The sequence below is a fragment of the Streptomyces sp. NPDC005752 genome (assembly GCF_040630715.1).
Classification (GTDB): Bacteria; Actinomycetota; Actinomycetes; order Streptomycetales; family Streptomycetaceae; genus Streptomyces.
Genome location: NZ_JBEXYB010000004.1, coordinates 88,933 through 111,496, shown reverse-complemented (window position 1 = coordinate 111,496; position 22,564 = coordinate 88,933). Strand labels below are relative to the sequence as shown.

Below are 22,564 nucleotides of genomic sequence, written 5' to 3'. Positions count from 1 at the left end.
GGGGCACCGGCTCCGCGCGAGTGGCGGTCCCGGTGCCGGAAGCTAGGAGCGGAATGAAGTCGAGGACCGTGGCGGCTGTCGCCGCAACGGCTGCGCTGGCCTGCGTACTGCTGTTGCCGGGGACGGCGGCGGCGCACCCGCGCGCCGACGACGCTCCGGGCGAAGTCTCCGCGTACCGGCCTGCCGATGGGTCATTGCCCGTCACCGGTACTGCGTCGAGCGCGGACGGACCCCGGCTGGAACGGGCGAAGATCTACTCGGACACCATCGGCCCCGGCCAGAAGAAGTACTACCGGGTCCGGCTGGACGAGACGTCCAACGCGTTCGTCTCCACGGTGCTCGCCCCGCCTCCCGGCACCAAGAGCGGGATCCTCGACGGCATTCAGGTCGCGCTGACCTCTGCCGACGGTACGCCGTGCGGCTCCGGCCCTGCCGTCTACTTCGGGGGCGACACCACCCGCCCGGTCGCGGACTACGCTTCGCGTCGCATCAGCGACGACAGCACCGCCTGCCAGGAAGCCGGGGACTACCTCTACACCGTGGCCTGGTCCGGTCAGAAGACCAGCGGCGCCGCGAAGTGGCCGATCGAGCTGACCTACATGGCCGAACCCGGCCTCAAGCCCGGGGCCGCCACGCCGCAGGCGCCGACCTCCTGGAGCTCGAAGGCACCGTCCCCGGCAGCGGCCTCACCGCGGAAGGTGAGCGGCGGCACGGGATTCAACGACGCCGCAGCTGTGGAAGACGGCGCCTGGCGGGACGACATCCGGCCCGGCGACAGCCGGTTCTACAAGGTGCCGGTCGCCTGGGGCCAACAGCTCTTCCTGCGGGCCCAGCTCGCCAACGCCACCACGGACGACTCGTTCTTCGCCGTCAACGGTCTGCGCCTCGCTCTGTACAACACGGCTCGTGGCCGGGTCTCCGACAAGAGCGCCGGCTACACGGGCGCCCCCGCCGGAGTCGATCTCGGCACGGCCCCGGCCGCCTACGCGAACCGGTTCGCGGGCGATTCGGAGGCGGATTCGGCGATGCGGTTCGAGGGCTGGTACTACGTCCAGGTCACCCTCGACCCCAAGGTACCGAGCAGCGTCCCGCTGACCCTGGACGTCGGCCTGAAGGGGAAGGCCCAACCGGGCCCCCCGTACGACGGTGACGCGGCAGCGGCGGGATTCGGCCTGGGCGCCACGGGCCCCGCGAGTGGCGACGGCGGCACGATGCGGGCGATCGGGATCGGCGGAATCGGCCTCGGGACCGTGCTGGTCCTGGGCCTGGGCACGTGGCAGCTCCTGGGAAGCCGCCGGCGCCGGCCCGAGGGGCAGGCCGCCTAGAGCAGGTGGTCGGCCTTGCCCGCCTTGATGTCCCGGATCATCTGCTGGAGGGCCTCGCGGCTGTCGGTGAGGTAACGATCCTCCTGGCCGAGGACGGCGATGAACGCGTTGCCTTCCGTGTCCGTCCCCAGCCGGAAACAATTGTTTCCCTCGCCGCAGTAAGGCTCTTCCCAGTTGACTTCGGGCATGACGAAACTCCTCAGAGTTGACGTGAGACGGCGTGGATGAAGTCTCGTGACTCGGCGGTGCCGAGGGCAGCGTCCTCCATCCATTCCAGGTGGGCCCGGTACTTGGTGAGCTGCGCTTCGGCGTGCATGAACTCCGGTCCGTGCGCAGAGTCCAGCTGAACCGTGTCCAGTTGTGGCACAGCGCCGTGCGCGTACAGAAGCGCGTGCCCTGCGCCGGGGAACGCGCCGCGGTCGACGGGGATGACGCGTAGCTCGATGTTCCGGCGCTCCGACGCCTCGCAGAGGTGGGCGAGCTGCTCCAGGGTGACGTCTCTGCCACCGAACCGCATGCGGAGCGCAGCCTCGTGCACGAAGCCCACGTAGTCGACCGGTGCCGGTCGGTCGAGCACCTGCTGCCTCTCCATGCGGTGGGCCACGCGCAGCTCCACCTCCAGCCGCGAGAGGGCTGGAAGTACGGCACCGAACACCGCCCGCGCGTACTCCTCGGTGTGGAGCAGGCCCGGCAGGTGGACGGTTTGCGCGGTGCGAATGCGCACGGCGTTCCACTCGAGTTCGGCGATGTCCAGCAGGCCCGAGGGCAGGGTGCCCCGGTGCTGCTCCCACCAGCCGCGCTCGCGGTGTTCGGCCATGTTCACGAGCGCTTGTACGTAACGAGAGTCGGAGCACGCGTAGTTACAGGCGAGCGTGCGAACACGCTCGGCCGTCACCGGCCGGACGCCGCCCTCCATGTTGGAGATCTTCGTCCTGTCGACGCCCAGCAGCCCCGCCGCGTACGCGGTCGTTGCTTCGGCGGCGGTGCGCATCTTCCGAAGCTCGGCGCCGAGACGCCGTTGTCGCTCGGTAGGTGTGGAACTGCTCGGCATAAGCCCCTTCTTCCGCCGACGATGTGCACAGTCTGCCGCTGCGATGGATACGCGGTCCACTCGTAAGGAGGCAATTGCCTCCAGCATGACGACACGAGTGCCCCCGTATGCATACCTTGGGTACCGCACCGCACACGCTGCGTCCGAAACGAAGTGCATCGCGCGGCCCTGCCCGCACCTCCTGCCCTGGGAGGGGCGGGGCCGCGTCAGGGAGACAGGCCACAGATCAGCCGCAGCGCCGATGAACGTCAACTCACCCCCCGTACCCGGGAGTCGTCATGCATCCGTACGCGCCGCAGCCCCGACGCACCGCCCTGTGCCCCGCGAGGCCACCCCTCCCCGACGTCGCATCACCCCCGCACCTCCGGCCGAAACCGCGCCCGCACCCGGGGCTCGTCCTCAGCCTCACCCTCCCCGGTGACCCCCGCAGCGCGGCCGTCGGACGGCATGCGGTCACGGCCGCGTTGTCCACGTACGGGCTTCGCTCCCACGCGTGGCCGGCCACGCTCGCCGTCACCGAACTCATCGCCGTCAACGCGGCGCTGACGCCCGGCCGCGAGCTCTACCTCTCGCTCCGCCACCGTGACGGCGACCTCCGCCTGGTCCTCTGGGACCAGCACCCCCACCACGCCGACCCGGACACCCTCGCGCTCTGCGAGGTCCGGCGTCGCCGCGCCCTCTGGCTGCTGGCGGCCGTCGTCGACGACTGGGGCGGCGACTGGGGCACCAGCGAGGCCCCGCCACCCCACCAGGGCACCAGAACATGGGCCCTCCTCCCGCAGTGATGCGAGGGCCGAGCGGTCGGTGGGACTTTACGGACGAAATCCCGCCCTGTATGTCCGAGTTGGGTGTCCGTAACTTCCCGACGACGATGCGCTCGCGCCTGCCAGCGCCCCGCGGATCTCGGCGAGCATGCGGTCGGGGGTACGGAAGACCGTCGCGGCGGGGAAGCGGAGCACCAGCCGCACTCCGTGGCAGGTGCTCAGCACGTTGAAGCGGTCGAGGTCACGGCGGTGCGCCTCGCGGCTGCCGTGGTAGGCGTAGCCCTCGATCTCCACCACCACACCCTCCCGGAGGAAGAGGAAGTCTGGCCGGATCCGGCGGCCGCCCGGTGTCACCAGTTCGGCCTGGCTGAGCGGGTGCAGGCCGACGTCGTGCATCCGTAGCCGGGCGATCGTCTCGGCAGGCGAGCCGCTCTGCGGATCGGCCAGTGCGAGCCGCCGCTCCGCCCTCGGTGTGCCGTGGCGTCGGGTGGGGTGTGTCGCGCAGGCGGTGGCCAGCACCTCGATGGTGATGAGGCGCCTTCGGCGTACTCCGCCCACCACGCGCGTACCCAGGGCGGAGTCGACGGCTACCAGCGCCTCGTCCCTCGTGCCGGTCAGGAGCAGGTCGTGCAGGGTGCGCAGTGGTGTGGTCGCCAGCAGCCCGTCGCGTGTGCAGATCTCGTCCGGGGCGAGGGGCGTACGGTGCACCGTGAAGCCGTGGCGTCGGCCCTGGAGGCCGGCGGGCTCGGTGAACTCGATGGCTTCCCACAGCAGTTCGATGCGGTGGAGTGTGGCTGCGGCACGATGGCTGAGGGTGAGGCCGGGGTCCATTATCTGTACGACGCGGGCCCGCAACCACGGTGTCAGTTCGACACCCGGCGCGACCCAGGCCCCGCGCGTGACGCGCTGCCAGCGTTCCGTGTTCAGCCGACGGTTCAACTGCCGCGCCGGCACACCGGCCGCCAAGGCGTCCCGGGTGAGCAGGACGCCCCGTCTGGCGTATGGGTGGAGGTTCCCCGTCATGAGGAGAGGATGCCGCGCGGAACGGATTGCTGCGCGGGCCTGTGGACAACGGGGGTGTTGCCCGGTCGGGGTATGCGGGTCGGGGCATGCGGGTCGGGGCCTGGGGGTGTCTATCGACTGCGGGTAGCAAGGAGGCCGCTCACCTGACGGTGACGGATCCGACGAACGAGTCGAGGTCCGCCGGACTCAGCTCACCCTTCACCGCGTTGATCCGGATGGCGAACGGCACGTCCTTCGAGTCGACGCCTGCCACGACGACCCCCGTCATCCGCGTCCCCTTCGCCGGGGTCGACTCCTCGCCCGACGAGGTGAACTCGTAGTCGATCCTGCGGGCTTCCTGAGCGCTCTCCTCGCCCGCGAGGCGCACGTCCTGGGTGTCCTTGCGGGTTGCTCCCAGCCCGATCCCGGCGCCCGCCGCCGCGGCTGCCTCACCGGCGTCGCCGACACCGGTGGCGAAGTTCAGCTGGACGGAGACCATGCCGGTGCGCAGCCCCTTCTCCACCTTGAGCGCGACCGCCGCGTTTGCCTTGCCGCGCTCGGCGGCCGGCTGCGGGGCGTATCCCGCGGCCTCGGGGTAACCGACCGACACGCTCTTCGTGTCGAGCGTGCCCCAGCCGTCCGGGACCGTCCCGGCGTCCTCCCCGCCGCAGCCGCTGAGCAGCGTCAGGCCGAGGGTGGCCACGACGGCCGCGCCGAGCGCCCTGAACTTCGTCGACGTCGATGTCAAGGTCATCGCCCCTTCGTCGTGCGCGTTCACTGCGCGCAGTAGCTGTACGGGAGGTACGTGCGCCTGCCGTCCTGCGGAGCACCGAGGAACTCCGCGTCCGTCAGGGTTTCCTCCTTGTGCTCGCCGGAGATCGAGAATCCGAGGCTCATGCCGAGCGAGACCTCGAAGCCGAACTCCTGGGCGTCCGACTCGCCGTGGTAGCGCATCGTGCTGGACAGACCGTCCTGGAACATCAGCTGTGCGAAGGGGTCCGTCCCGTCGGGCTTCTTCTCCAGGGAATGGTCGCCGAACATGTACGCGAACGGGGCGGTGTTGTCGCCGGAGCCGTCGAGCCACTCCTCGGCGACGGAGCGCTTCGCCTCGGTGGCCTCGTCGGTCTCCTTGCCGAACACGACGGAGTTCGTACGTACGTCGATGCCGGTGTCCCCGGAGGAGTCGGTGACGCCGCCCTTGCCGCCGCGCTTGTCCTTGCCCGTCCTGCCGTTGTCGCCGCCGGCCTCGCCCTTGTCGGAGGTCGAGGTCTGGTCGACCGTCTGCGTCATGTCGATCCGCACGATCTTCCCGGTCTTCTGGTCGCGCGTGACGGTGAGGGCCCCGGTGCGGGTGTCCTTGGCAACGGCGGTGCCGCCCAGGGGGCCCGCGGTGCCGCTCACCTTGCCCTCGATCTCCAGCTTGGCGGTGTAGGTGTACGACTCGTTGCCGTTGACGTCGTCCTTGGTGATCGTCACGTCAGGTGAGAGCTTGGCCTTGCCGCCCAGCTCGGCGCCGAGCTTCGTGTCGTCACCGGCCTTGACGGAGAGGCCGCCGTCCGCGTACGCGTTGATGCCCAGGGTGGAGTAGGAGATCTTCTTGTCGCCGATCTTCTTCTCGATGTCCTCCGTCTTCTCCGCCCACTTCATGCCGGAGTACCAGCCGCCGCCGTAGCCGCCGCTGTGCTTCATCGAGGTCTCCCACATCTTCATCTCCTCGATGTCGTCCCTCATCCTCTGGGCGTCGGCCTCGCTCCTGAACACCCAGGTGTCACCGTTCGTGATCTTGATCCCGCCGCCGATGTCGACGTCCGCCTTGCCCAGACTGCCGAGCTTGACACCGGGGGTGCCGGCGGTGAGACCCGCGGACGCGGCGTCGGTGAACGTCATGTAGACGAGCTTGTCGTTCTCGTCGACCGTTCCGTCCTCGTTCACGTCGTGGTTGGCCCGGGCCACCTTCTGCTGGAAGCCGTACTCCTCGCCCCATTCGAACCAGCCGATCTTGACCTTGCCGCCCGCGGTGTCGGAGACGTTGGAGATCTGGCAGAGCCTGGGTTCGTAGTCGGCGTCGGTCTTCGGCTTCGCCGTGCTGTCCCCGCCCGCCCCGCATCCCCCGCCGTCCCCGGTGAGCGTGCCGATGGCGCAGCGGATGCCCTCCCCGATCCGGCCTCCGAGACCGGCCATGGCCAGCGCGCCGGTCAGTGCGACGACCAGGACGACGACGCCGAGGTACTCGGTCGCGGTGGCGCCGCTGTCACGCCAGTCGTACGAGCGTCCGTACGCCGAGGCCTGCGACGAGGGTGCGGAAGGTGTGTCGCGGCTGTCGAGGAGCCGGTCCAGCGACAGTCCCACGGCGGCGCCGGTGACCATCGTCACCAACGGCAGCAGGAGCCCTTCGGTGTTCACCACGTCCCATGTCACGGTGTAACCGAAGGCGAGTCCAGCCACCGGCACGGCGAGGGTGCCGACGAGACGCAGGGCGCGTGAGTCGCGCTGCCGGCCGGGAAGGGCGCGGGCGGCCGCCAGGACCGCCAGGGCGGTCACGAGGATGCCGGGCAGGTGCAGAAGGGCAAGCCGCCAGCCGACCGAATCGAGCCGCTCGTCGGTGGCGAGCGTCCCGACGAGCGCCCGCGCCACCAGGAACCCGGTGACGACGTAGACGAGGGCGCCGGCCGCCCAGCCGCGGCTCAGGGGGAAGAACCAGCCACCCCCGCCGCCACCCGGCGGTATGTGGCCCGCGCCCCGGTCTCCCCAGCCGCCACCGCTCACGGTCCACCCTCTCGCCGGTACCCGCACCGTTGCCCCCGGCCGAATGTATTGCCGGAAATCCAGCTCGACCTGGGCCCCCGGCCCCAAATGCGGGCCCAAATGTGTCCGTCGCCGCCCCGGGCGGAGAAGCCACGGGCGGTCGGCTGCAGTTCACCGGTTTCGTCCGGACGTCGTGCCGACTGCGTAAAGTGCCGTACCGGCACGGCTGTCGGGCCGCACCGGCCCGTAAGCACGGTGTGCAGTGGGTGCATTGTGCATGTACCGCCGGGTGGTCGGCGCCTCCCCGCGGCCGAGTGAGCCTGGGGCGCCGGGGACGGGCCGGGGACGCCGATGACCGCGTACACCTTCCTGACCGTGCACCGGACCTCACCGGACGCCATGGCTGCCGCCCTGGCCGACGTGGTGGGAGTGACAGCGGCCGAAGTGGACGTGTCCGACGACTCCGACGGCCACCGTGACTGGTCGGCTGCGGTGCTGTGCCACTTCACGGACCTGGACGGCGACCTCGCGCTCGCCTGGGACGTGTACGTGTCGGCGGACGTGGAGCCCGCGCCGCCCACCGAGGCCGAAGCGGCACGCCGGCTCGCGGCCCGGCTCGGCACGACCGTGCTCCGTCCGGCGGACGGGGTGCGCCCCTCGGCGTACCGGGCGGCCCTGCCGGACGGCACCAGCACGCGGGCTCGGGTCCTGGACGGGGGCACGGACGGGAACACCCGGCCGGTCCTGATCGTGGACGCGGTCGGGAAGCCGGTCGGCTCTCTTCCCGGGGCACGGGTGGAACCCATCCGTGAGGCCGGCCAGGACGGTTGAGGCCCCGGGTTGGGTCCCTGGGCCCATGACGGCGCCCGCCGGGGCGATTAGCGTCTGCGCCGCAGGTGATCGATGCCCGTCCCGGCGTGCCCCCCCACGGCGCCGGGCCGGGCCGCAATCGGAAGGTGACGGCGCGTGCCCACGGCTGAGCAGCTGGCCCTGAACGACGAGGAGTCCCGTCTCCTCCAGCTAGGACTGACGGAATGGTGCGGCCCGGCCCGCTGCACCGAGGAGTTCGCCGTGGCCATGGGCTTCGACAGCGTTCAGGACCTGAGCCACCGGGGCATGTCGATCCGCGGCGCGCTGGCGGGCCGGGAATCGCTGGACCCGATGGACTGGGCGCGGGCCCTGCTGGCGACCGAGCTGGCCTTCGCCAGTGACGTGGTCGGCTCGGGGTACGAGTGGTCCACCTCGACCGGCTGGCCCGACGACATCACGGTGCGCGTCCTGCGTTCCGTGCAGCTGAAGCTGATCCGTACGGTCGGCCCGCTGATAGGCCGGGGGCTCGGCACCCGGCAGGTCCGCCACGCGGAGGTCCTGCGGGCCGGAGGAGGCCCACCGCCGAGCCCGGCCTGGTGAGCCGGTCCGTGCCCTCCTGACGGGCCCGGGTCGGTGGCTCCGGGGCGGCGGGCTCATAATCTGCCGCATGCCCGATCAGCAGACGCGCACCCGCCCGGTGGCGCCCGAATCCCACAGCACCCGGCACGGCGCCATGGCCCTGCTCACGGCCGCAGCCCCCGCCCTGGGTGCCTACGCGGCGGTCAGGGCCGTCGGGCTGCTGGTACTCCAGGTGGCGGCGTCGGCCGCCGGGAAGGACGCCCTGCACCTGCTCGGCGGGCGATGGGACTCCGTCTGGTACCAGCGGATCGCGGAGAACGGCTACGGCTACACCGTCACCCTCCCCGACGGCGGTGTTCACCCCGACCTCGCCTTCTTCCCGCTCCTGCCGGCCATGGAACGGGGCCTCGCCGCGCTCACCCCGCTCACCGTGCAGGGCGCGGGCATCGCCGTCGCCTGGCTGGCGGGGCTCCTCGCGGCCTGGGGGATCTTCGCCGTCGGAGCCCGGCTCCACGGGCGGCGGACCGGGGTGGTGCTTGCCGCGCTGTGGGGCGCGTACCCGACGGCGTTCGTGCAGTCGATGGCGTACACCGAGAGCCTGTTCACCGCCCTCGCCGCCTGGTCCCTGTACGCCGTGCTCAGGGACCGCTGGATCGTCGCGGGCGCGCTGTGCGTGCTCGCCGGGCTGACGCGGCCCTCGGCCGCCGCCCTCATCGCGGCGCTCGCGATCACCGCCGCCGCCGTCCTCGTACGGGAGTGGCGTGCGGGCGACCGGCGGGGCCTGCTGCGCCGGAACGCGCGCATGCTGCTGGGAGTGTGCCTCGCACCGCTGGGATGGCTGGGCCACGTGGTGTTCGTCGCCGTACGGGAGGGCGGCGCGTTCGCGTACTTCGACGTCCAGGCGCAGTGGGGCAACAGCATCGACGGCGGCCGGGCGCTGGCCGCCTTCATCGCCGGACTGCCGCTTCCCGCCGCGCTCGGCCTCTGCGCGGCGCTGGGGCTGCTGGGGTGGCTGGTCCTCCTGTGCGTACGGCAGCGGCAGCCGCTGCCCGTCCTGCTGTACGGCATCGCGGTCGTCGTCATCTCACTCATCGGCTCCGGCTACTTCGGCTCCCGGCCGCGCCTGATGATGCCCGCGTTCACCCTGCTCCTGCCCCCGGCCGTCGCGCTGACGGGACTGCGTACGAGGGCGCGCACGGGGGCGGTCGTCGCCGCGCTGGCCATCGGCTCCGCCGCGTACGGGGCGTGGACGCTGCTGGGACCGGGACCGCCGTGAACCGGCCGCCGAGGCCGCGGCCCGCCGCCGCACCCGTCACCGCGCGGGCGGCGAGCTCTCCGCGGCGGGTACGGAGATTCGTACCCGCGTCCCGGGCCGAAGGCCCCACCGCTCCATCGCCCCGGCCTCCGACTCCACCACATGGCGGGCGCGGAGCCTGGGCAGGCCGAACCGGCCGGGCCTCATCGTGCGTACCGCCAGAACGCCGAACTTCCGGTCCAGGTAGGCCACATCGATGGCGAACCGCATCCGGAAGGTGTGGACGCTCCCGCACGGGGTGATCAGCAGCGCACCGTCGACACCGTCCACACCGAGCAGGCCACGCGCCCGCGCCCGGTAGGAGGCGGCGATGCGCAGCGGCACCTCCCGCGCCCCGGATCCCGTACCGACCGTCAGAGTCCCGTTGCCGTTGCGCCATTTCCCCATGGGCACCGACCGTAGACCTCACGGCCCGCGCGTGGGTCCGGTACGGCGGGCGGTGGGTCCCAGGACCCAAGACCCCGCCGTGCCCTCCGGATTAGGGTCGGGACCGTGGACGCCACACTGATTGCGGTCGCCGCGCTCTGGGGCGCCGCCGCCGGACTGCTGCTCCCGCGTGCCGCGTACCGCTTCTCCGTCGAGCCCGAGGAACCCTGGCGCGACGCCTGCCCGGCCGGGCACGCGCTGCCGGGGTCCGCTCGGGGCTGGCTCGGCCCGGCCAGGTGCGCGGAGTGCGCGGTGGCCGTCCCCGCGCTCCCCGCAGGCGCGGCCCCGCAGGCCCCGGCGGGGCAGGGCCGTTACGCACCCGCCGTCGCCGCCCCGGTGGTCACCGTGCTCGCCTGTGCGGCGCTCGCCACCGCGGCCGGCACCCGGCCCGAAGCCGTCGTCTGGCTGCTGCTGGCCCCCGTCGCCGTGCTCCTCGCCGTCATCGACCGCCGTGTCCACCGGCTCCCCGACATGCTCACGCTGCCCCTGGCCGGTGCCGCCGCGGCACTCCTGGGCGGAGCTGCCCTGCTGCCCGGGCACGGCGGGTCCTGGACCTCCGCCCTGCTCGGCGGAGTGGCACTCGGCGGCTTCTACCTCCTGCTCTTCCGGATCAACCCGGACGGCATGGGCTTCGGCGACGTGAAGCTCGCCCTCGCGCTGGGATTGGCCCTCGGGTGGTACGGCTGGGCGGTGCTCTTCGCGGGCGGCTTCGCCGGCTTCCTGTTCGGCGCGCTGTACGGGGCGGGCCTGATGCTGATGCGCCGTGCCGGGCGCAGGACGGGCATCCCGTTCGGGCCGTTCATGATCGCGGGAGCACTCGTCGGACTGCTGTTCGGAGGCCTCGTCGCGTGAATCCCACCCGTCGTACCTCCGTGCGTGATATCCGCTCGCGCCAGGTCCTCGCGCACTGGCACCCTCCCCGTATGACCGGATCGTCCGCACCCCTCGTCCCTTCCGCCTCCGACGCGCGCTTCGAGACCCTCGTCGCGGAGGCCGACACCGTGTCCGTCGACGGCTGGGACTTCTCGTGGCTCGACGGGCGGGCCACCGAGCAGCGCCCCTCCTGGGGGTACGCGCGGGCCATGGCCGACCGGCTGGCACGTGCGGAGGCCGCGCTCGACATCCAGACCGGGGGAGGGGAGGTCCTCGCCTCCGCGCCCGTACTGCCGCCGCTCACCGTGGCCACCGAGTCCTGGCCGCCGAACGTCGCCCGCGCCACCGCCCTGCTCCGCCCGCGCGGTGCCGTGGTCGTCGCGGACTCCGACGAGCCGCCGCTGCCCTTCGCCGCCCATGCCTTCGACCTGGTCGTCAGCCGGCATCCGGTGACGACGTGGTGGGACGAGATCGCCCGGGTGCTCGCCCCCGGTGGCACGTACTTCTCCCAGCAGGTGGGCAGGGAGAGCGTGTTCGAGCTCATCGAGTACTTCCTCGGCCCGCTGTCCGCCGAGCAGCGCGCTGCCCGCGACCCGCGACACGCGCGGGAGGACGCGGAGGCCGCCGGACTCGAGGTGACGGACCTGCGTGCCGAGCGGCTGCGTGTCGAGTTCCTCGACATCGGCGCCGTCGTGTACTTCCTGCGCAAGGTCATCTGGATGGTGCCCGGCTTCACCGTCGGCGCCTACCTGCCCCAATTGCTATCCCTGCACAGGCAGATGGAGGAGGAGGGGCCGTTCGTCGCACACAGCGCCCGCTTCCTCGTCGAGGCACGGAAGCCACCGCGGCCGGTGGTCCCGTAGGGCCCTGCCCCGAGGGCGGGTTCACGGACCACGGGTGCAACGGCATCACCCGCCCCTCCGTCCTACCCATGAGTAGTGCGACCCTGTTGGTTGAGCGCACAACGAAGGAGCACGTCATGTCGGTGGGAAGCGAAATGTCGGGCGGAGAGACCAGCCCGCCGGTCGGCCGGCCGCGCCACGGGAAGGCCGACTGGCTCACGGGCGCGCGGATCACCGCCGTCCACGGCCTCTTCTACCGGCCGGAGGGGCGCGCGGGGGAGCCGGAAGCCGTCGAATTCGTGCTGGAGGGCGGGCAGTCGGTCCTGCTGACCTGTGCCTCCGACCACACGCTGAGCATCACCTCGGGAGCCTGGCCCTCCCTTCCCGACTGGTGCGTGCCCGCGGGTCAGTGGCAGTTCGAGCATCTCGGCCGGCTGCCCTCCCCTCCGCACGGCGGGGCCTGGACGGTCACGGGCACGCAGGAGCGGCGCGACGGGCACGGTGAGGTGCGCGAGGCGATGATCCGGTGCGAGAACGGCGACTTCGTGATCGGCGGCGGCGACACGGTGGCGATCCGCTTCGTGCCCCGCTGATCCCGGACGGACCCGGCGGGCCCCACCGGGTCCGTCCGGGTCCGCTCTAAGCGTGCGCGCCCACGCTCACCTTTCCCACCGTCAGTTCGGGGTTTCCCTCCATCACTTCGCCCAGCCCTGCCACCTGTTCCTCCAACGCCCGCGTCCGCCGGGCGTCCAGAGGGCCGAGCGGTTCCACGGTGACGGAGATCCGCCTGCCCGAGCGGCGCTGGTGCCACACCCCGGCGACCGTGCCGTCCACCAGCAGCACCGGGAAGTTGCCCGCCTGACCGCCGGCCAGCGCACGCTCGTACGCCGCGCCGGGGAAGAGCCGCTCGCGCGGCCGGGAGGCGATGGTGAACGCGTCGAAATAGGGGAGCAGCCGCACGCCGCGCGGCGCCTTTGACGGGAACAGGGTGTCACCCGCCGCCACCCAGGCGGCCCCGCACTCCTCGAAGAGCACCTCCTCGATCACGCCGTCGCCGGCCAGGTCCTCGAAGAGCTGTCCGGCCCAGCCGCGTGGTGCCGCCAGCCACTGGGCGAAGTGGCCCGGCGTGGCGGGCCCGTACGCCCGCAGATAGCGCCGTACGAGCTCGGCGGTCGCCTCACCGGCGGGCATCGGGACGGTCCCCGGGTTGGTGTACGTGGCCTTGCGGCCCCGGTTCGCCGCGTAGCACAGGGCACCCCGGTGGCCCGCCAGGTGCAGCACCTGGCGCCAGCGGGGCCACATCGCCTGGAACCCGGGCATCACGAGGTCCCCCGCCCACGGGCCGGTGCGGGCGATCACCTCCTCGGAGAGCTCGTCGATCGTGAGCTCGGCACCCGTCAGGGCGTCGGCGACCGCGGCCACGACCGCCTCGACCTGTTCCGGTGTCATCCGGGCGTGCTGGGGAAACGGACTGCTGCCCCGGGGCAGGGCCGAGAGGGCTCCGGTCCACATCGGCAGCTCACCGGCCGGCAGCAGATGCACGGTGCCGCGCGGCCCGAACGTCTTGGTGAGGGTCCTGTCCGTCCACAGCGCCGCGCGCACATCTGTGCGTGTCGTCCCCGGCGCGCGCAGTCCGACGGAGAGTTCCGCCGCAGACAGCACCTGCGCGTGCGCCCCGAGCATCGTGGCGACGGTACCGGCCACGTCCTGCGTCGCGTGACCGTCCGACGGGGCCCCGTCGGAGAGGAACTGCCGGTCAAGGCGCCGCGCGTTCGCCTGGGGCCAGCTCACGGTGATGGTGCGGGCTCGTGTCGTCATGGGCCGAATGTAGGACGCTTACAGGACAGGAACTGTCCTGTAAGCGTCTCCGGCGCCTCTCGCGTCACATCCGCGGATATGCCCGCTGCGCAGTCCGATGAATTCGGAGAGTGATAATTCGGCGGCGTGGCACGCATCAGCACTTACGAAGGGTTATGGTGGAAACCCCCCCTCGGGCCGGTCCGTAACCCCCCCCACGGACCGGCCCGTTTTTTGTGCCCGCACGGTGTTCCGCCTGTGCGGCCCGTGTGCGGGCCGGGCCCCGGCCCCGCGCGGTGCCCCGGCGGCGTACGGGAATCAGGGCAGCGGGGCGGCTGTTCGTCAGCGCCGGTCGGCCCAGATGTTGGTGCTTGCGGTGTCCACGGCGAAGGTGTCGATCTCCTTCAGCTCGGCGGCGGTCAGCGCCGGTGCGGCCAGTGCGGCCACGTTCTCCTCCAGCTGCTTCACGCTCGACGCGCCGATCAGGGCCGAGGTCATACGGCTGTCGCGGAGGACCCAGTTGAGCGCGAGCTGTGCGAGGGACTGCCCGCGGCCCCGCGCGATGTCGTTCAGCCCGCGCAGCCGGCGCACCATCTCGTCGGAGAGCAGGTCCGGGTCCAGGGACTTGCCCTGGCTGGCGCGAGACCCCTCGGGGATGCCCGCCAGGTACTTGCCGGTGAGCAGCCCCTGGGCGAGCGGCGCGAAGGAGATGCAGCCCATGCCGGCCGTCTCCAGCGCGTCGAGCAGCCCGTCCCCCTCGATCCAGCGGTTCACCATCGAGTAGGACGGCTGGTGGATCAGGGCGGGCACGCCCATCTCGGCGAGGATCCGTGCCGCCTCGGCGGTCTGCTCCGCGTTGTAGGAGGACACACCCGCGTACAGCGCCTTGCCCCGGCTCACGGCGGAGGCGAGCGCCCCCATCGTCTCCTCGAGCGGGGTGGCGGGGTCGAAGCGGTGGGAGTAGAAGATGTCGACGTGGTCGAGGCCCGTCCGCCGCAGGGAGGCGTCGAGCGACGACAGCAGGTACTTGCGGGAACCCCACTCGCCGTACGGACCCGGGTGCATCCGGTAGCCGGCCTTGGTGGAGACGATGATCTCGTCCCGGTACGGGGCGAAGTCCTGCTTGAAGAGCTTGCCGAAGTTCAGCTCGGCGGAGCCCGGCGGCGGGCCGTAGTTGTTGGCCAGGTCGAAGTGGGTCACACCGAGGTCGAAGGCACGGCGCAGGATCGCCCGCTGGCTGCCCAGGGCGCGGTCGTCGCCGAAGTTGTGCCAGAGGCCGAGCGAGACGGCGGGCAACTTGAGCCCGCTGCGGCCGGTGCGGCGGTACTCCATGGAGTCGTAGCGGGACGTGCCGGCTCGGTAGGGGAGGGAATCAGTCACGTTTCACTCCTTATCACGAACTTGTGACAGGCCGGGTTGGGCCCCTGTGACCCGGCCGCAGTAATGTGGCGGCTTCGGGACATGCCGATCCGCGGCGCGAGAGCGCGGTGCGCGGACCGCACGGCGATCCCCCGGGGGTCGGCCCCGGACCCCCCGGTGAGGGGGAGGGCGGGCCGTGAGCCCGTACGGAACCGAGAGGGTGAACTCAGTGAACTTGCGCGACCTGGTGTACGGGCTCTACGCCCGCCGGGTGGGAGGCCGCCTGGACCACGACCAGGTGCCCAAGCACATCGGAGTCATCCTCGACGGCAACCGGCGATGGGCCAAGGCGTCCGGCGGCTCGGCCGTGGAGGGACACCAGGCCGGGGCGGACAAGATCTCGGAGCTGCTCGGATGGTGCAGCGAGACCGATGTCGAGGTCGTCACCCTCTGGCTCCTGTCCACCGACAACTTCGACCGGCCCGAGTCGGAGCTCACCCCTCTGCTCGGCATCATCGAGAACACCGTGCGCCAGCTCGCGTCCGACGGGCGGTGGCGAGTCCACCACGTCGGCACGCTCGACCTGCTTCCGGCACGGACCCAGACCGTCCTCAAGGAGGCGGAGGAGGCCACGGCGGGTGTCAACACCTCCCGGGCCGGAGGCTCCGGGAAGGGGATAATCGTCAACGTCGCCGTCGGCTACGGCGGGCGGCAGGAGATCGCGGACGCGGTCCGCTCCCTCCTCCTGGAGCACTCCTCCCGGGGCACCACCTTCGAGGAGCTCGCCGAGGTCGTCTCCACGGACCTGATCTCCGAGCACCTCTACACCCGTGGACAGCCCGACCCGGACCTCGTGATCCGCACCAGCGGGGAGCAGCGGCTGTCGGGCTTCATGCTCTGGCAGAGCGCCCATTCGGAGTACTACTTCTGCGAGGTCTTCTGGCCGGCCTTCCGCAAGGTCGACTTCCTGCGCGCCCTGCGCGACTACGCGGCGCGCCACCGGCGTTACGGGGCCTGACCGGCACGGCGCGCCCGGCGGGCGTGCCGGAGCACGGAATCCGCCCGGGCGCACCTCGTCGCAGGCCGGGGCATGGCTTCGCGTGTTCGAGGGAATACAGCTCTCAGGTCGATGTCCGGTCAGCAACCAGGCGGACGTCGCAGCCAAGTGAGCGGCACCCAGCCCGCTCGCCCGGGAGGCCCTTTGCACACGAAGGACCGCACCACACGCGGCCGACGCGGAGGGCCGGTGTTCGGCCCGCGCACGGGGCCAGAACCCGGTCCGTCCTCTCCCTTCGGGAAGTTCCGCGACCTCCGTCGCACTCCCCGACCTCGTCCGAGGGGGTACGTCCTTCCGTGGTGACCAGCACAAAGCGCCGCATGCCCGACAGGCGCACCTACGTTCTAGACACCAGCGTCCTGCTGGCCGACCCCAAAGCCGTGACCCGGTTCGACGAGCACGAAGTCGTGCTGCCGATCGTCGTGGTCACGGAGCTGGAGGCCAAAAGGCACCACCCCGAGCTCGGATACTTCGCCCGGCAGGCCCTGCGCCTCCTGGACGACTTCCGCATCCGGTACGGCCGGCTGGACGCCCCGATCCCGCTCGGGGATCTGGGCGGGTCGCTCCGTGTCGAACTCAACCACTCCGATCCCGGAGTCCTGCCGGCCGGCTACCGGCTGGGGGACAACGACTCACGGATCCTCGCGGTCGCACGCAACCTGCAGGCCGAGGGATACGACGTCACCGTCGTCTCCAAGGACCTGCCGCTACGGATCAAGGCGTCCTCGGTCGGCCTCCTCGCCGAGGAGTACCGCGCCGAACTCGCCGTCACGGACTCCGGCTGGACCGGGATGGCGGAGCTGTCCCTCGCCGCGGAACAGGTCGACCTGCTGTTCAGTGAGGAGAACCTGTACGTCCCCGAGGCCGCCGAATACCCCGTGCACACCGGACTGGTCCTCCAGTCCGATCGGGGCAAGGCGCTCGGCAGGGTCACGGCCGAGGGCAACGTCCGTCTCGTACGCGGCGACCGGGAGGCCTTCGGTATCCACGGCCGCAGCGCCGAGCAGCGCATCGCGCTCGACCTGCTCCTCGACCCGGACGTCGGGATCATCTCGATGGGCGGCCGGGCGGGCACCGGTAAGTCGGCCCTGGCGCTCTGTGCGGGGCTGGAGGCCGTCCTGGAGCGCCGGCAGCACAAGAAGGTGATGGTCTTCCGGCCGCTGTACGCAGTCGGCGGGCAGGAGCTCGGCTACCTCCCCGGCAGCGAGTCCGAGAAGATGAGCCCCTGGGCGCAGGCCGTGTTCGACACGCTGTCGGCGGTCGCCGGGCGCGAGATCATCGAAGAGGTGCTGGGGCGCGGGATGCTGGAGGTCCTGCCGCTCACCCACATCCGGGGCCGCTCGCTCCACGACGCCTTCGTGATCGTGGACGAGGCGCAGTCACTGGAGCGCAACGTCCTGCTGACCGTGTTGTCCCGTATCGGGGCGAATTCGCGGGTGGTGCTCACTCACGATGTGGCGCAGCGGGACAACCTCAGGGTCGGCCGCTACGACGGAGTCGTCGCCGTGGTCGAGAAACTGAAGGGGCATCCGCTCTTCGCGCACGTCACGCTCACCCGCTCCGAGCGCTCGCAGATCGCCGCGCTGGTGACCGAAATGCTGGAGGACGTACACATCTGACGCGGAACACCCCATAGATGCCGCCCGGCGAGCCAAGGAGCTTAGCCGGGCGGCATCGTGCTGCACCGTCATTTCCGAAAAAGTTGTGCGCCAAACGAGGTGTGACCTTTCACACGCAACACAGAATTGCAACGCGCCGTGTCCTTCCGGCAGAGTCTTGCTTCCGTCAGGCCCCGCATACGGCACTTGGGCACCTCCGAAGGCGCCACGCACCACACAACTCAACAATCGCCGTCCGTATGCCGCCCGCGAGCACAACGCGGCGCTCCCGAGAGGGAGTCGCCCACCGGGCCCGTGCCTCCCGTGACCCAAGCAGTAGGGAGGCCAGTGTCAGGGGCACGATTGCGCCCGCGAGGTCACCTAAGCGGGCGATGCTGGAAGGACACCGTGTGAGCCGGATCTCGGTCCGGGGGTTCGCCGTGGCATCCGCCACCGCCGTAACCACCGTAGGCGCCGTCGTAGGCGTTGCGTCGGGCAGCACTCCCGCTGTCGACGACAACAACTTCGAGGCGGCCGCAGCCGACACCACGCTGCTCGCAGACATCCCCGCGGGCCAGCAGGCCCAGGTGCAGACCGCTTCGCTGACGCAGCAGGCCGACGCCCAGGCGTCCGCGGCCGACGCGGCGGCGAAGAAGTCGGCCGAGGAGACGGCCCGCATCCAGGCCGCCAAGGACGCCAAGTCGAAGAAGCAGGCGGCCGAGGACAAGCTGGTGGCCGAGCGCGAGGCCAAGGAGAAGGCGAAGAAGGAGGCCGAGCGCGCGAGCCGGTCCTCCGTCCGCGACGCCTCGTCCTTCTCGGCTCAGGGCTCCTACTCGGTGGCCGAAGTGCAGGCGATGGCCCGGCAGATGGTTCCCGCCGACCAGTTCCAGTGCTTCAGCAACATCGTGAACCACGAGTCGACCTGGAACTACCGGGCGAGCAACCCCTCCTCCGGGGCGTACGGTCTCGTGCAGGCGCTGCCCGGCACCAAGATGGCGTCCGCCGGCGCCGACTGGCAGACCAACCCGGCCACCCAGATCAAGTGGGGCCTCAGCTACATGGACGGCCGCTACGGCAGCCCGTGCGGAGCCTGGTCCTTCTGGCAGGCCAACAACTGGTACTAGGAACCCCACGAGGTTCCGCGCCCGACTCCGAGATGCCCCGCACCGTTCGACGGTGCGGGGCATCTCGCGTGTACGGTTCGATCCGGAGAACTCCGGGGGTCTGCGGGGAGCAGACGGGGGAAGAGGGAAAAGCATGTCGAAACTTCCGGGGTGGCTCGGTCGGCTCGGAGCCGAAATCACCGAGATCGGGGCGCGCCTGGAAGAACGCCGCGCCGAGGACGAGCGCCGCGCCGACGCGGCCGCGGTGAGCGGCTCCTCGTCGACGCTCTCCACGACCGTCGCCGAGCAGGTGCCGCGCCCGCCCACGTACGCCCCTTCCGTGTCCGCTCCTTCCACGTCCACCCGACCCGAGCCGGTGACCGCGATCCCCTGGGGGATGCGCGTCGCGGCCGAGGCGGGCTGGCGGCTGCTGGTCCTGGCCGGCACCCTCTGGGTGCTCATGCGGGTCATCAGCGCCGTGCAACTGGTCGTCCTCGCCTTCGTCGCCGCCCTCCTGGTGACCGCGATGCTCCAGCCCACCGTCGTACGCCTGAGGCGCTTGGGGCTGCCGCGCGGTCTGGCCACCGCGGTCACGGCGGTGCTCGGCTTCGTCGTCATGGGCCTGGTCGGCTGGTTCGTGGTCTGGCAGGTGATGGACAATCTGGACACCCTCTCGGACCGGGTCCGTGACGGCATCGACGAGCTGAAGCGCTGGCTCCTGGACAGCCCGTTCCACGTCACCGAGTCGCAGATCAACGACATCGCGAAGAACCTCAGCGACACCATCGGCACCAACACCGAGGAGATCACCTCCGCCGGGCTCCAGGGCGTCACGGTGATGGTGGAGTTCCTCACCGGGCTCCTGCTGGCGATGTTCTCGACGCTCTTCCTGCTCCACGACGGCAAGCGCATCTGGCACTGGGTCCTCAAGCTGGTCCCCGCCCAGGCGCGTCCGGGCGTCGCCGGTGCCGGGCCGCGTGCCTGGCGGACGCTGACCGCCTATGTGCGGGGCACGGTGATCGTGGCTCTGATCGACGCGATCTTCATCGGCCTCGGGATCTACTTCCTCGATGTGCCGATGGCGGTCCCGCTCGCCGTCTTCATCTTCCTCTTCGCCTTCATCCCGCTGGTCGGCGCCGTGGTCTCCGGGGCACTCGCCGTCGTCGTCTCGCTCGTCACCCAGGGCGTGTTCACCGCCCTGATGGTGCTGATCGTGGTGCTCGCCGTGCAGCAGATCGAGGGCCACATCCTGCAGCCCTTCATCCTCGGCCGTGCCGTGCGCGTCCACCCGCTGGCCGTGGTGCTCTCGGTCGCCGCGGGCGGGATGATCGCGGGCATCGGCGGCGCGGTCGTGGCCGTACCCCTGGTGGCGGTGACCAACACGGTGGTCGGCTACCTGCGCTCGTACGGGCAGGACCCGGCCGCGCTCCAGGGGCCCGGACCGCACGGCGCCACGGCACTCTCGGCCGTACCGCCGAAGGAGCCGCCCGTCCCCGCGGACGCCCCCGTGGCCGGAGCCGTGGACGATCGCGGCGGCGAGAGCGCGGAGCGGTCGCCGGACGACCGGAAGCAGTAGGGCGCGGCGGTCCGGGTGCCGGGGAGGCGTCCGGACCGTGCCCGTGCCGGACGCGGACACGAAGAAGGGCCCCGTCGACGGTCGGTCGTCGACGGGGCCCTTCCCGTACAAAGGTACTGCCCGTTACTGCCCGGCGAGTACAGCCTCGGATTCGAGGGTCACGCCGACCGCCTGGATCACCGAAGCGATCTTGACGGCTTCCTGGATGGTCTCACGGTCGACGCCGGCCTTGCGCAGCACCTGCTCGTGCGAGTCCAGGCACTGGCCGCAGCCGTTGATCGCGGAGACGGCGAGCGACCACAGTTCGAAGTCGACCTTCTCCACGCCCGGCTTGCCGATGACGTTCATCCGCAGACCCGCACGGAGGTTTCCGTACTCGGGGTCCGACAGCAGGTGCCGGGTGCGGTAGAAGACGTTGTTCATCGCCATGATGGCGGCGGCCGACTTCGCCGCGGTGTACGCCTCGGCGGAGAGGTTGGCCTTGGCCTCAGGCTCCAGCTCGCTCAGCACCTTCGGCGAGCGCGAGGCGATCGCGCAGGCCAGGACGGTGCCCCACAGCTGCTGCTGGGGAAGCTCGCTGTTGCCGATGACCGAGCCGAGGTTCAGCTTCAGGTCCTTGGCGAAGTCCGGTATGGCGGACTTCAGTTCGTCGAGTGCCATGTCGGTGTCAGCTCACTCGCCCGAGAGGAGGGCGACCGGGTCGAGGGTGTTCTCGCCCTTGGTCCAGTTGCAGGGGCACAGCTCGTCGGTCTGCAGGGCGTCGAGGACCCGCAGGACCTCCTTCGGGTTACGGCCCACGGAACCGGCGGTCACCATCGTGAACTGGATCTCGTTGTTCTGGTCGACGATGAAGACGGCGCGCTGGGCGAAACCGTCCTCGCCCTCGATGCCGAGGTCACGCATGAGCTCGTGCTTCGAGTCGGCCAGCATCGGGAAGGGCAGGTCGGTCAGGTCCGGGTGGTCCTTGCGCCAGGCGTGGTGCACGAACTCGGAGTCGCCGGAGAAGCCGAGGACCTGCGCGTCACGGTCGGCGAACTCGTCGTTCAGCTTGCCGAAGGCGGCGATCTCGGTGGGGCACACGAAGGTGAAGTCCTTCGGCCACGCGAAGACGATCTTCCACTGACCCTCGTAGGTCTTGTGGTTGATCTGCTCGAACTCCTTGCCGCTCTCCAGCGACACGCAAGCGGTCAGGTCGAACTCGGGGAACTTGTCACCGACAGTGAGCACGCGCACTCCTTGTTGCGTAGGAAATCCCTTTTTGGGGGCGTTCCTGGGGGTTGGACTGCCCCCACCTTGGCACACAGTGCATTGATCGCGGAAATAGCTACACTCGGTCGGGATGATCGGAGGTACCTATCAGTGGCGTATGTGAATCAGGCCAACAGGGGCAAGCAGCCCAGCCTCTCGCAGCTGCGGGCCTTCTCGGCCGTGGCGGAACATCTGCACTTCCGGGACGCCGCGGCAGCAATCGGGATGAGTCAGCCGGCACTCTCCGGGGCGGTGTCCACGCTGGAAGTGGCACTGGGTGTCCAGCTGATCGAGCGCACGACGCGCAAGGTGCTGCTCACGCCCGCGGGGGAGCGCCTCGCGGTGCGGAGCCGGGCGGTGCTGGGAGCGCTCGGCGAGTTGATGGAGGAGGCCGAGGCGGTGCGGGCGCCGTTCACCGGGGTGCTCCGGCTCGGCGTGATCCCGACGGTCGCACCGTATCTGCTGCCGGCCGTGCTCAGGCTGGTCCACGAGAGCTATCCGGATCTGGATCTCCAGGTCCACGAGGAGCAGACCTCCTCGCTGCTGGAGGGGCTGGCGGCGGGGCGGCTGGACCTGCTGCTGCTCGCCGTGCCGCTCGGGGTCCCCGGGGTCACGGAACTCCCGCTGTTCGACGAGGACTTCGTGCTCGTCATGGAGAAGGGGCATCACCTCGCCGGGCGCACCGGCCTGCCCCGCGAGACGTTGCGTGATCTGCCGCTGCTGCTGCTCGACGAGGGCCACTGCCTGCGCGACCAGGCGCTGGACATCTGCCGGGAGGCCGGGCGGAGCCGGGGTGCGCCGGTGACGACGACCGCGGCCGGGCTCTCCACCCTCGTGCAGCTCGTCGCGGGCGGGCTCGGGGTGACGCTGCTGCCACGGACTGCGGTCACGGTGGAGACCGGGCGGAACGAGGCCCTGTCCACCGGGTACTTCATGGACCCGGCGCCCTCGCGGCGGGTGGCGCTGGCCGTGCGGACGGGCTCGGCGCGGCACGAGGAGTTCGAGGAGCTGGCAGCCGCGCTCCGCGGTGCGATGGGGACGCTGCCGGTGAGGGTGCCCGAAGAGGGGTGAACGCGCCCCCGGCGCGCTCACCC

At 71.0% G+C, this 22,564-nt stretch carries 23 protein-coding genes; 13 read left to right on the top strand and 10 right to left on the bottom strand.

Going from position 1 to position 22,564, the window contains the following annotated elements; genetic code table 11:
- The first annotated feature begins 53 nt into the window (after positions 1–53).
- Complete coding sequence (locus ABZ441_RS04945; RefSeq protein ID WP_358968443.1) at positions 54–1,325, top strand: hypothetical protein; 1,272 nt, start codon at positions 54–56, stop codon at positions 1,323–1,325.
- On the opposite strand, the gene ABZ441_RS04940 is transcribed toward ABZ441_RS04945, so the two are convergent.
- Together ABZ441_RS04940 and ABZ441_RS04935 are read right to left on the bottom strand one after the other, a co-directional pair.
- Positions 1,322–1,513, bottom strand: a complete 192-nt coding sequence (locus ABZ441_RS04940) for a hypothetical protein (RefSeq protein WP_358968441.1) — start codon at positions 1,511–1,513, stop codon at positions 1,322–1,324. The two genes, ABZ441_RS04945 and ABZ441_RS04940, sit on opposite strands and share 4 nt — an antisense overlap.
- Positions 1,514–1,524: 11 nt before the next feature.
- Positions 1,525–2,376, bottom strand: a complete 852-nt coding sequence (locus ABZ441_RS04935; RefSeq protein WP_358968438.1) for a DUF5753 domain-containing protein — start codon at positions 2,374–2,376, stop codon at positions 1,525–1,527.
- Positions 2,377–2,654: 278 nt separating this feature from the next.
- Between ABZ441_RS04935 and ABZ441_RS04930 the strand changes: the two genes are divergently transcribed.
- On the top strand, positions 2,655–3,161 hold the full coding sequence (locus tag ABZ441_RS04930; protein WP_358968435.1) for an ATP-binding protein: 507 nt from the start codon (positions 2,655–2,657) through the stop codon (positions 3,159–3,161).
- 27 nt (positions 3,162–3,188) lie between these two features.
- Here the strand turns inward: ABZ441_RS04930 and ABZ441_RS04925 are convergent, their stop codons facing one another.
- The 3 genes from ABZ441_RS04925 to ABZ441_RS04915 form a co-directional block, all read right to left on the bottom strand.
- On the bottom strand, positions 3,189–4,163 hold the full coding sequence (locus ABZ441_RS04925; protein WP_358968432.1) for a hypothetical protein: 975 nt from the start codon (positions 4,161–4,163) through the stop codon (positions 3,189–3,191).
- A gap of 139 nt (positions 4,164–4,302) precedes the next feature.
- Positions 4,303–4,896 (bottom strand): hypothetical protein, encoded by a 594-nt coding sequence (locus ABZ441_RS04920; protein WP_358968429.1) that lies wholly within the window; start codon positions 4,894–4,896, stop codon positions 4,303–4,305.
- A gap of 20 nt (positions 4,897–4,916) precedes the next feature.
- Complete coding sequence (locus ABZ441_RS04915) at positions 4,917–6,908, bottom strand: hypothetical protein (protein ID WP_358968426.1); 1,992 nt, start codon at positions 6,906–6,908, stop codon at positions 4,917–4,919.
- Between the two features lie 330 nt (positions 6,909–7,238).
- Here ABZ441_RS04915 and ABZ441_RS04910 point away from each other — a divergent pair, with 330 nt between their 5' ends.
- From ABZ441_RS04910 to ABZ441_RS04900, 3 genes are all read left to right on the top strand, one after another.
- The gene (locus ABZ441_RS04910; RefSeq protein WP_358968423.1) at positions 7,239–7,718 is read left to right on the top strand and encodes a hypothetical protein; all 480 of its coding nucleotides are present in this window, start codon (positions 7,239–7,241) and stop codon (positions 7,716–7,718) included.
- Positions 7,719–7,853: 135 nt separating this feature from the next.
- Positions 7,854–8,297 carry a hypothetical protein gene (locus ABZ441_RS04905; RefSeq protein ID WP_358968420.1) on the top strand — a complete coding sequence of 148 codons (444 nt, stop codon included), beginning with the start codon at positions 7,854–7,856 and terminating at the stop codon, positions 8,295–8,297.
- A 67-nt stretch (positions 8,298–8,364) separates the two neighbouring features.
- Positions 8,365–9,552 carry a hypothetical protein gene (locus ABZ441_RS04900; protein ID WP_358968417.1) on the top strand — a complete coding sequence of 396 codons (1,188 nt, stop codon included), beginning with the start codon at positions 8,365–8,367 and terminating at the stop codon, positions 9,550–9,552.
- A 36-nt stretch (positions 9,553–9,588) separates the two neighbouring features.
- Here the strand turns inward: ABZ441_RS04900 and ABZ441_RS04895 are convergent, their stop codons facing one another.
- The gene (locus ABZ441_RS04895; RefSeq protein ID WP_358968414.1) at positions 9,589–9,978 is read right to left on the bottom strand and encodes a DUF192 domain-containing protein; all 390 of its coding nucleotides are present in this window, start codon (positions 9,976–9,978) and stop codon (positions 9,589–9,591) included.
- A 105-nt stretch (positions 9,979–10,083) separates the two neighbouring features.
- Here ABZ441_RS04895 and ABZ441_RS04890 point away from each other — a divergent pair, with 105 nt between their 5' ends.
- The 3 genes from ABZ441_RS04890 (at position 10,084) to ABZ441_RS04880 (ending at position 12,325) form a co-directional block, all read left to right on the top strand.
- Positions 10,084–10,869 (top strand): A24 family peptidase, encoded by a 786-nt coding sequence (locus tag ABZ441_RS04890; RefSeq protein ID WP_358968412.1) that lies wholly within the window; start codon positions 10,084–10,086, stop codon positions 10,867–10,869.
- A 71-nt stretch (positions 10,870–10,940) separates the two neighbouring features.
- Complete coding sequence (locus ABZ441_RS04885) at positions 10,941–11,753, top strand: class I SAM-dependent methyltransferase (protein ID WP_358968409.1); 813 nt, start codon at positions 10,941–10,943, stop codon at positions 11,751–11,753.
- 116 nt (positions 11,754–11,869) lie between these two features.
- Complete coding sequence (locus tag ABZ441_RS04880; RefSeq protein WP_358968406.1) at positions 11,870–12,325, top strand: hypothetical protein; 456 nt, start codon at positions 11,870–11,872, stop codon at positions 12,323–12,325.
- A gap of 46 nt (positions 12,326–12,371) precedes the next feature.
- Here ABZ441_RS04880 and ABZ441_RS04875 read toward each other — a convergent pair whose 3' ends face one another.
- Positions 12,372–13,550, bottom strand: a complete 1,179-nt coding sequence (locus ABZ441_RS04875) for a winged helix DNA-binding domain-containing protein (protein WP_358968403.1) — start codon at positions 13,548–13,550, stop codon at positions 12,372–12,374.
- Between the two features lie 321 nt (positions 13,551–13,871).
- A complete protein-coding gene (mgrA, locus tag ABZ441_RS04870; protein ID WP_358968400.1) occupies positions 13,872–14,909 on the bottom strand; it encodes an L-glyceraldehyde 3-phosphate reductase in 1,038 nt (345 codons plus the stop codon).
- Between the two features lie 208 nt (positions 14,910–15,117).
- Here mgrA and ABZ441_RS04865 point away from each other — a divergent pair, with 208 nt between their 5' ends.
- From ABZ441_RS04865 to ABZ441_RS04850, 4 genes are all read left to right on the top strand, one after another.
- On the top strand, positions 15,118–15,906 hold the full coding sequence (locus ABZ441_RS04865) for an isoprenyl transferase (protein WP_358968397.1): 789 nt from the start codon (positions 15,118–15,120) through the stop codon (positions 15,904–15,906).
- A 335-nt stretch (positions 15,907–16,241) separates the two neighbouring features.
- Positions 16,242–17,564 carry a PhoH family protein gene (locus ABZ441_RS04860; protein ID WP_358968394.1) on the top strand — a complete coding sequence of 441 codons (1,323 nt, stop codon included), beginning with the start codon at positions 16,242–16,244 and terminating at the stop codon, positions 17,562–17,564.
- Between the two features lie 389 nt (positions 17,565–17,953).
- Positions 17,954–18,667 carry a lytic transglycosylase domain-containing protein gene (locus ABZ441_RS04855; protein WP_358968391.1) on the top strand — a complete coding sequence of 238 codons (714 nt, stop codon included), beginning with the start codon at positions 17,954–17,956 and terminating at the stop codon, positions 18,665–18,667.
- A gap of 133 nt (positions 18,668–18,800) precedes the next feature.
- Positions 18,801–20,222 carry an AI-2E family transporter gene (locus ABZ441_RS04850; RefSeq protein WP_358968389.1) on the top strand — a complete coding sequence of 474 codons (1,422 nt, stop codon included), beginning with the start codon at positions 18,801–18,803 and terminating at the stop codon, positions 20,220–20,222.
- A 123-nt stretch (positions 20,223–20,345) separates the two neighbouring features.
- Here ABZ441_RS04850 and ABZ441_RS04845 read toward each other — a convergent pair whose 3' ends face one another.
- Positions 20,346–20,882, bottom strand: coding sequence for an alkyl hydroperoxide reductase (locus ABZ441_RS04845; protein WP_358968387.1), 537 nt, complete (start codon positions 20,880–20,882; stop codon positions 20,346–20,348).
- A gap of 12 nt (positions 20,883–20,894) precedes the next feature.
- Complete coding sequence (locus ABZ441_RS04840; RefSeq protein ID WP_014154322.1) at positions 20,895–21,449, bottom strand: peroxiredoxin; 555 nt, start codon at positions 21,447–21,449, stop codon at positions 20,895–20,897.
- A 132-nt stretch (positions 21,450–21,581) separates the two neighbouring features.
- Between ABZ441_RS04840 and ABZ441_RS04835 the strand changes: the two genes are divergently transcribed.
- Positions 21,582–22,541: a LysR substrate-binding domain-containing protein gene (locus ABZ441_RS04835; protein WP_358968382.1), complete on the top strand. Its 960-nt coding sequence runs from the start codon at positions 21,582–21,584 to the stop codon at positions 22,539–22,541.
- Positions 22,542–22,564: the final 23 nt, after the last annotated feature.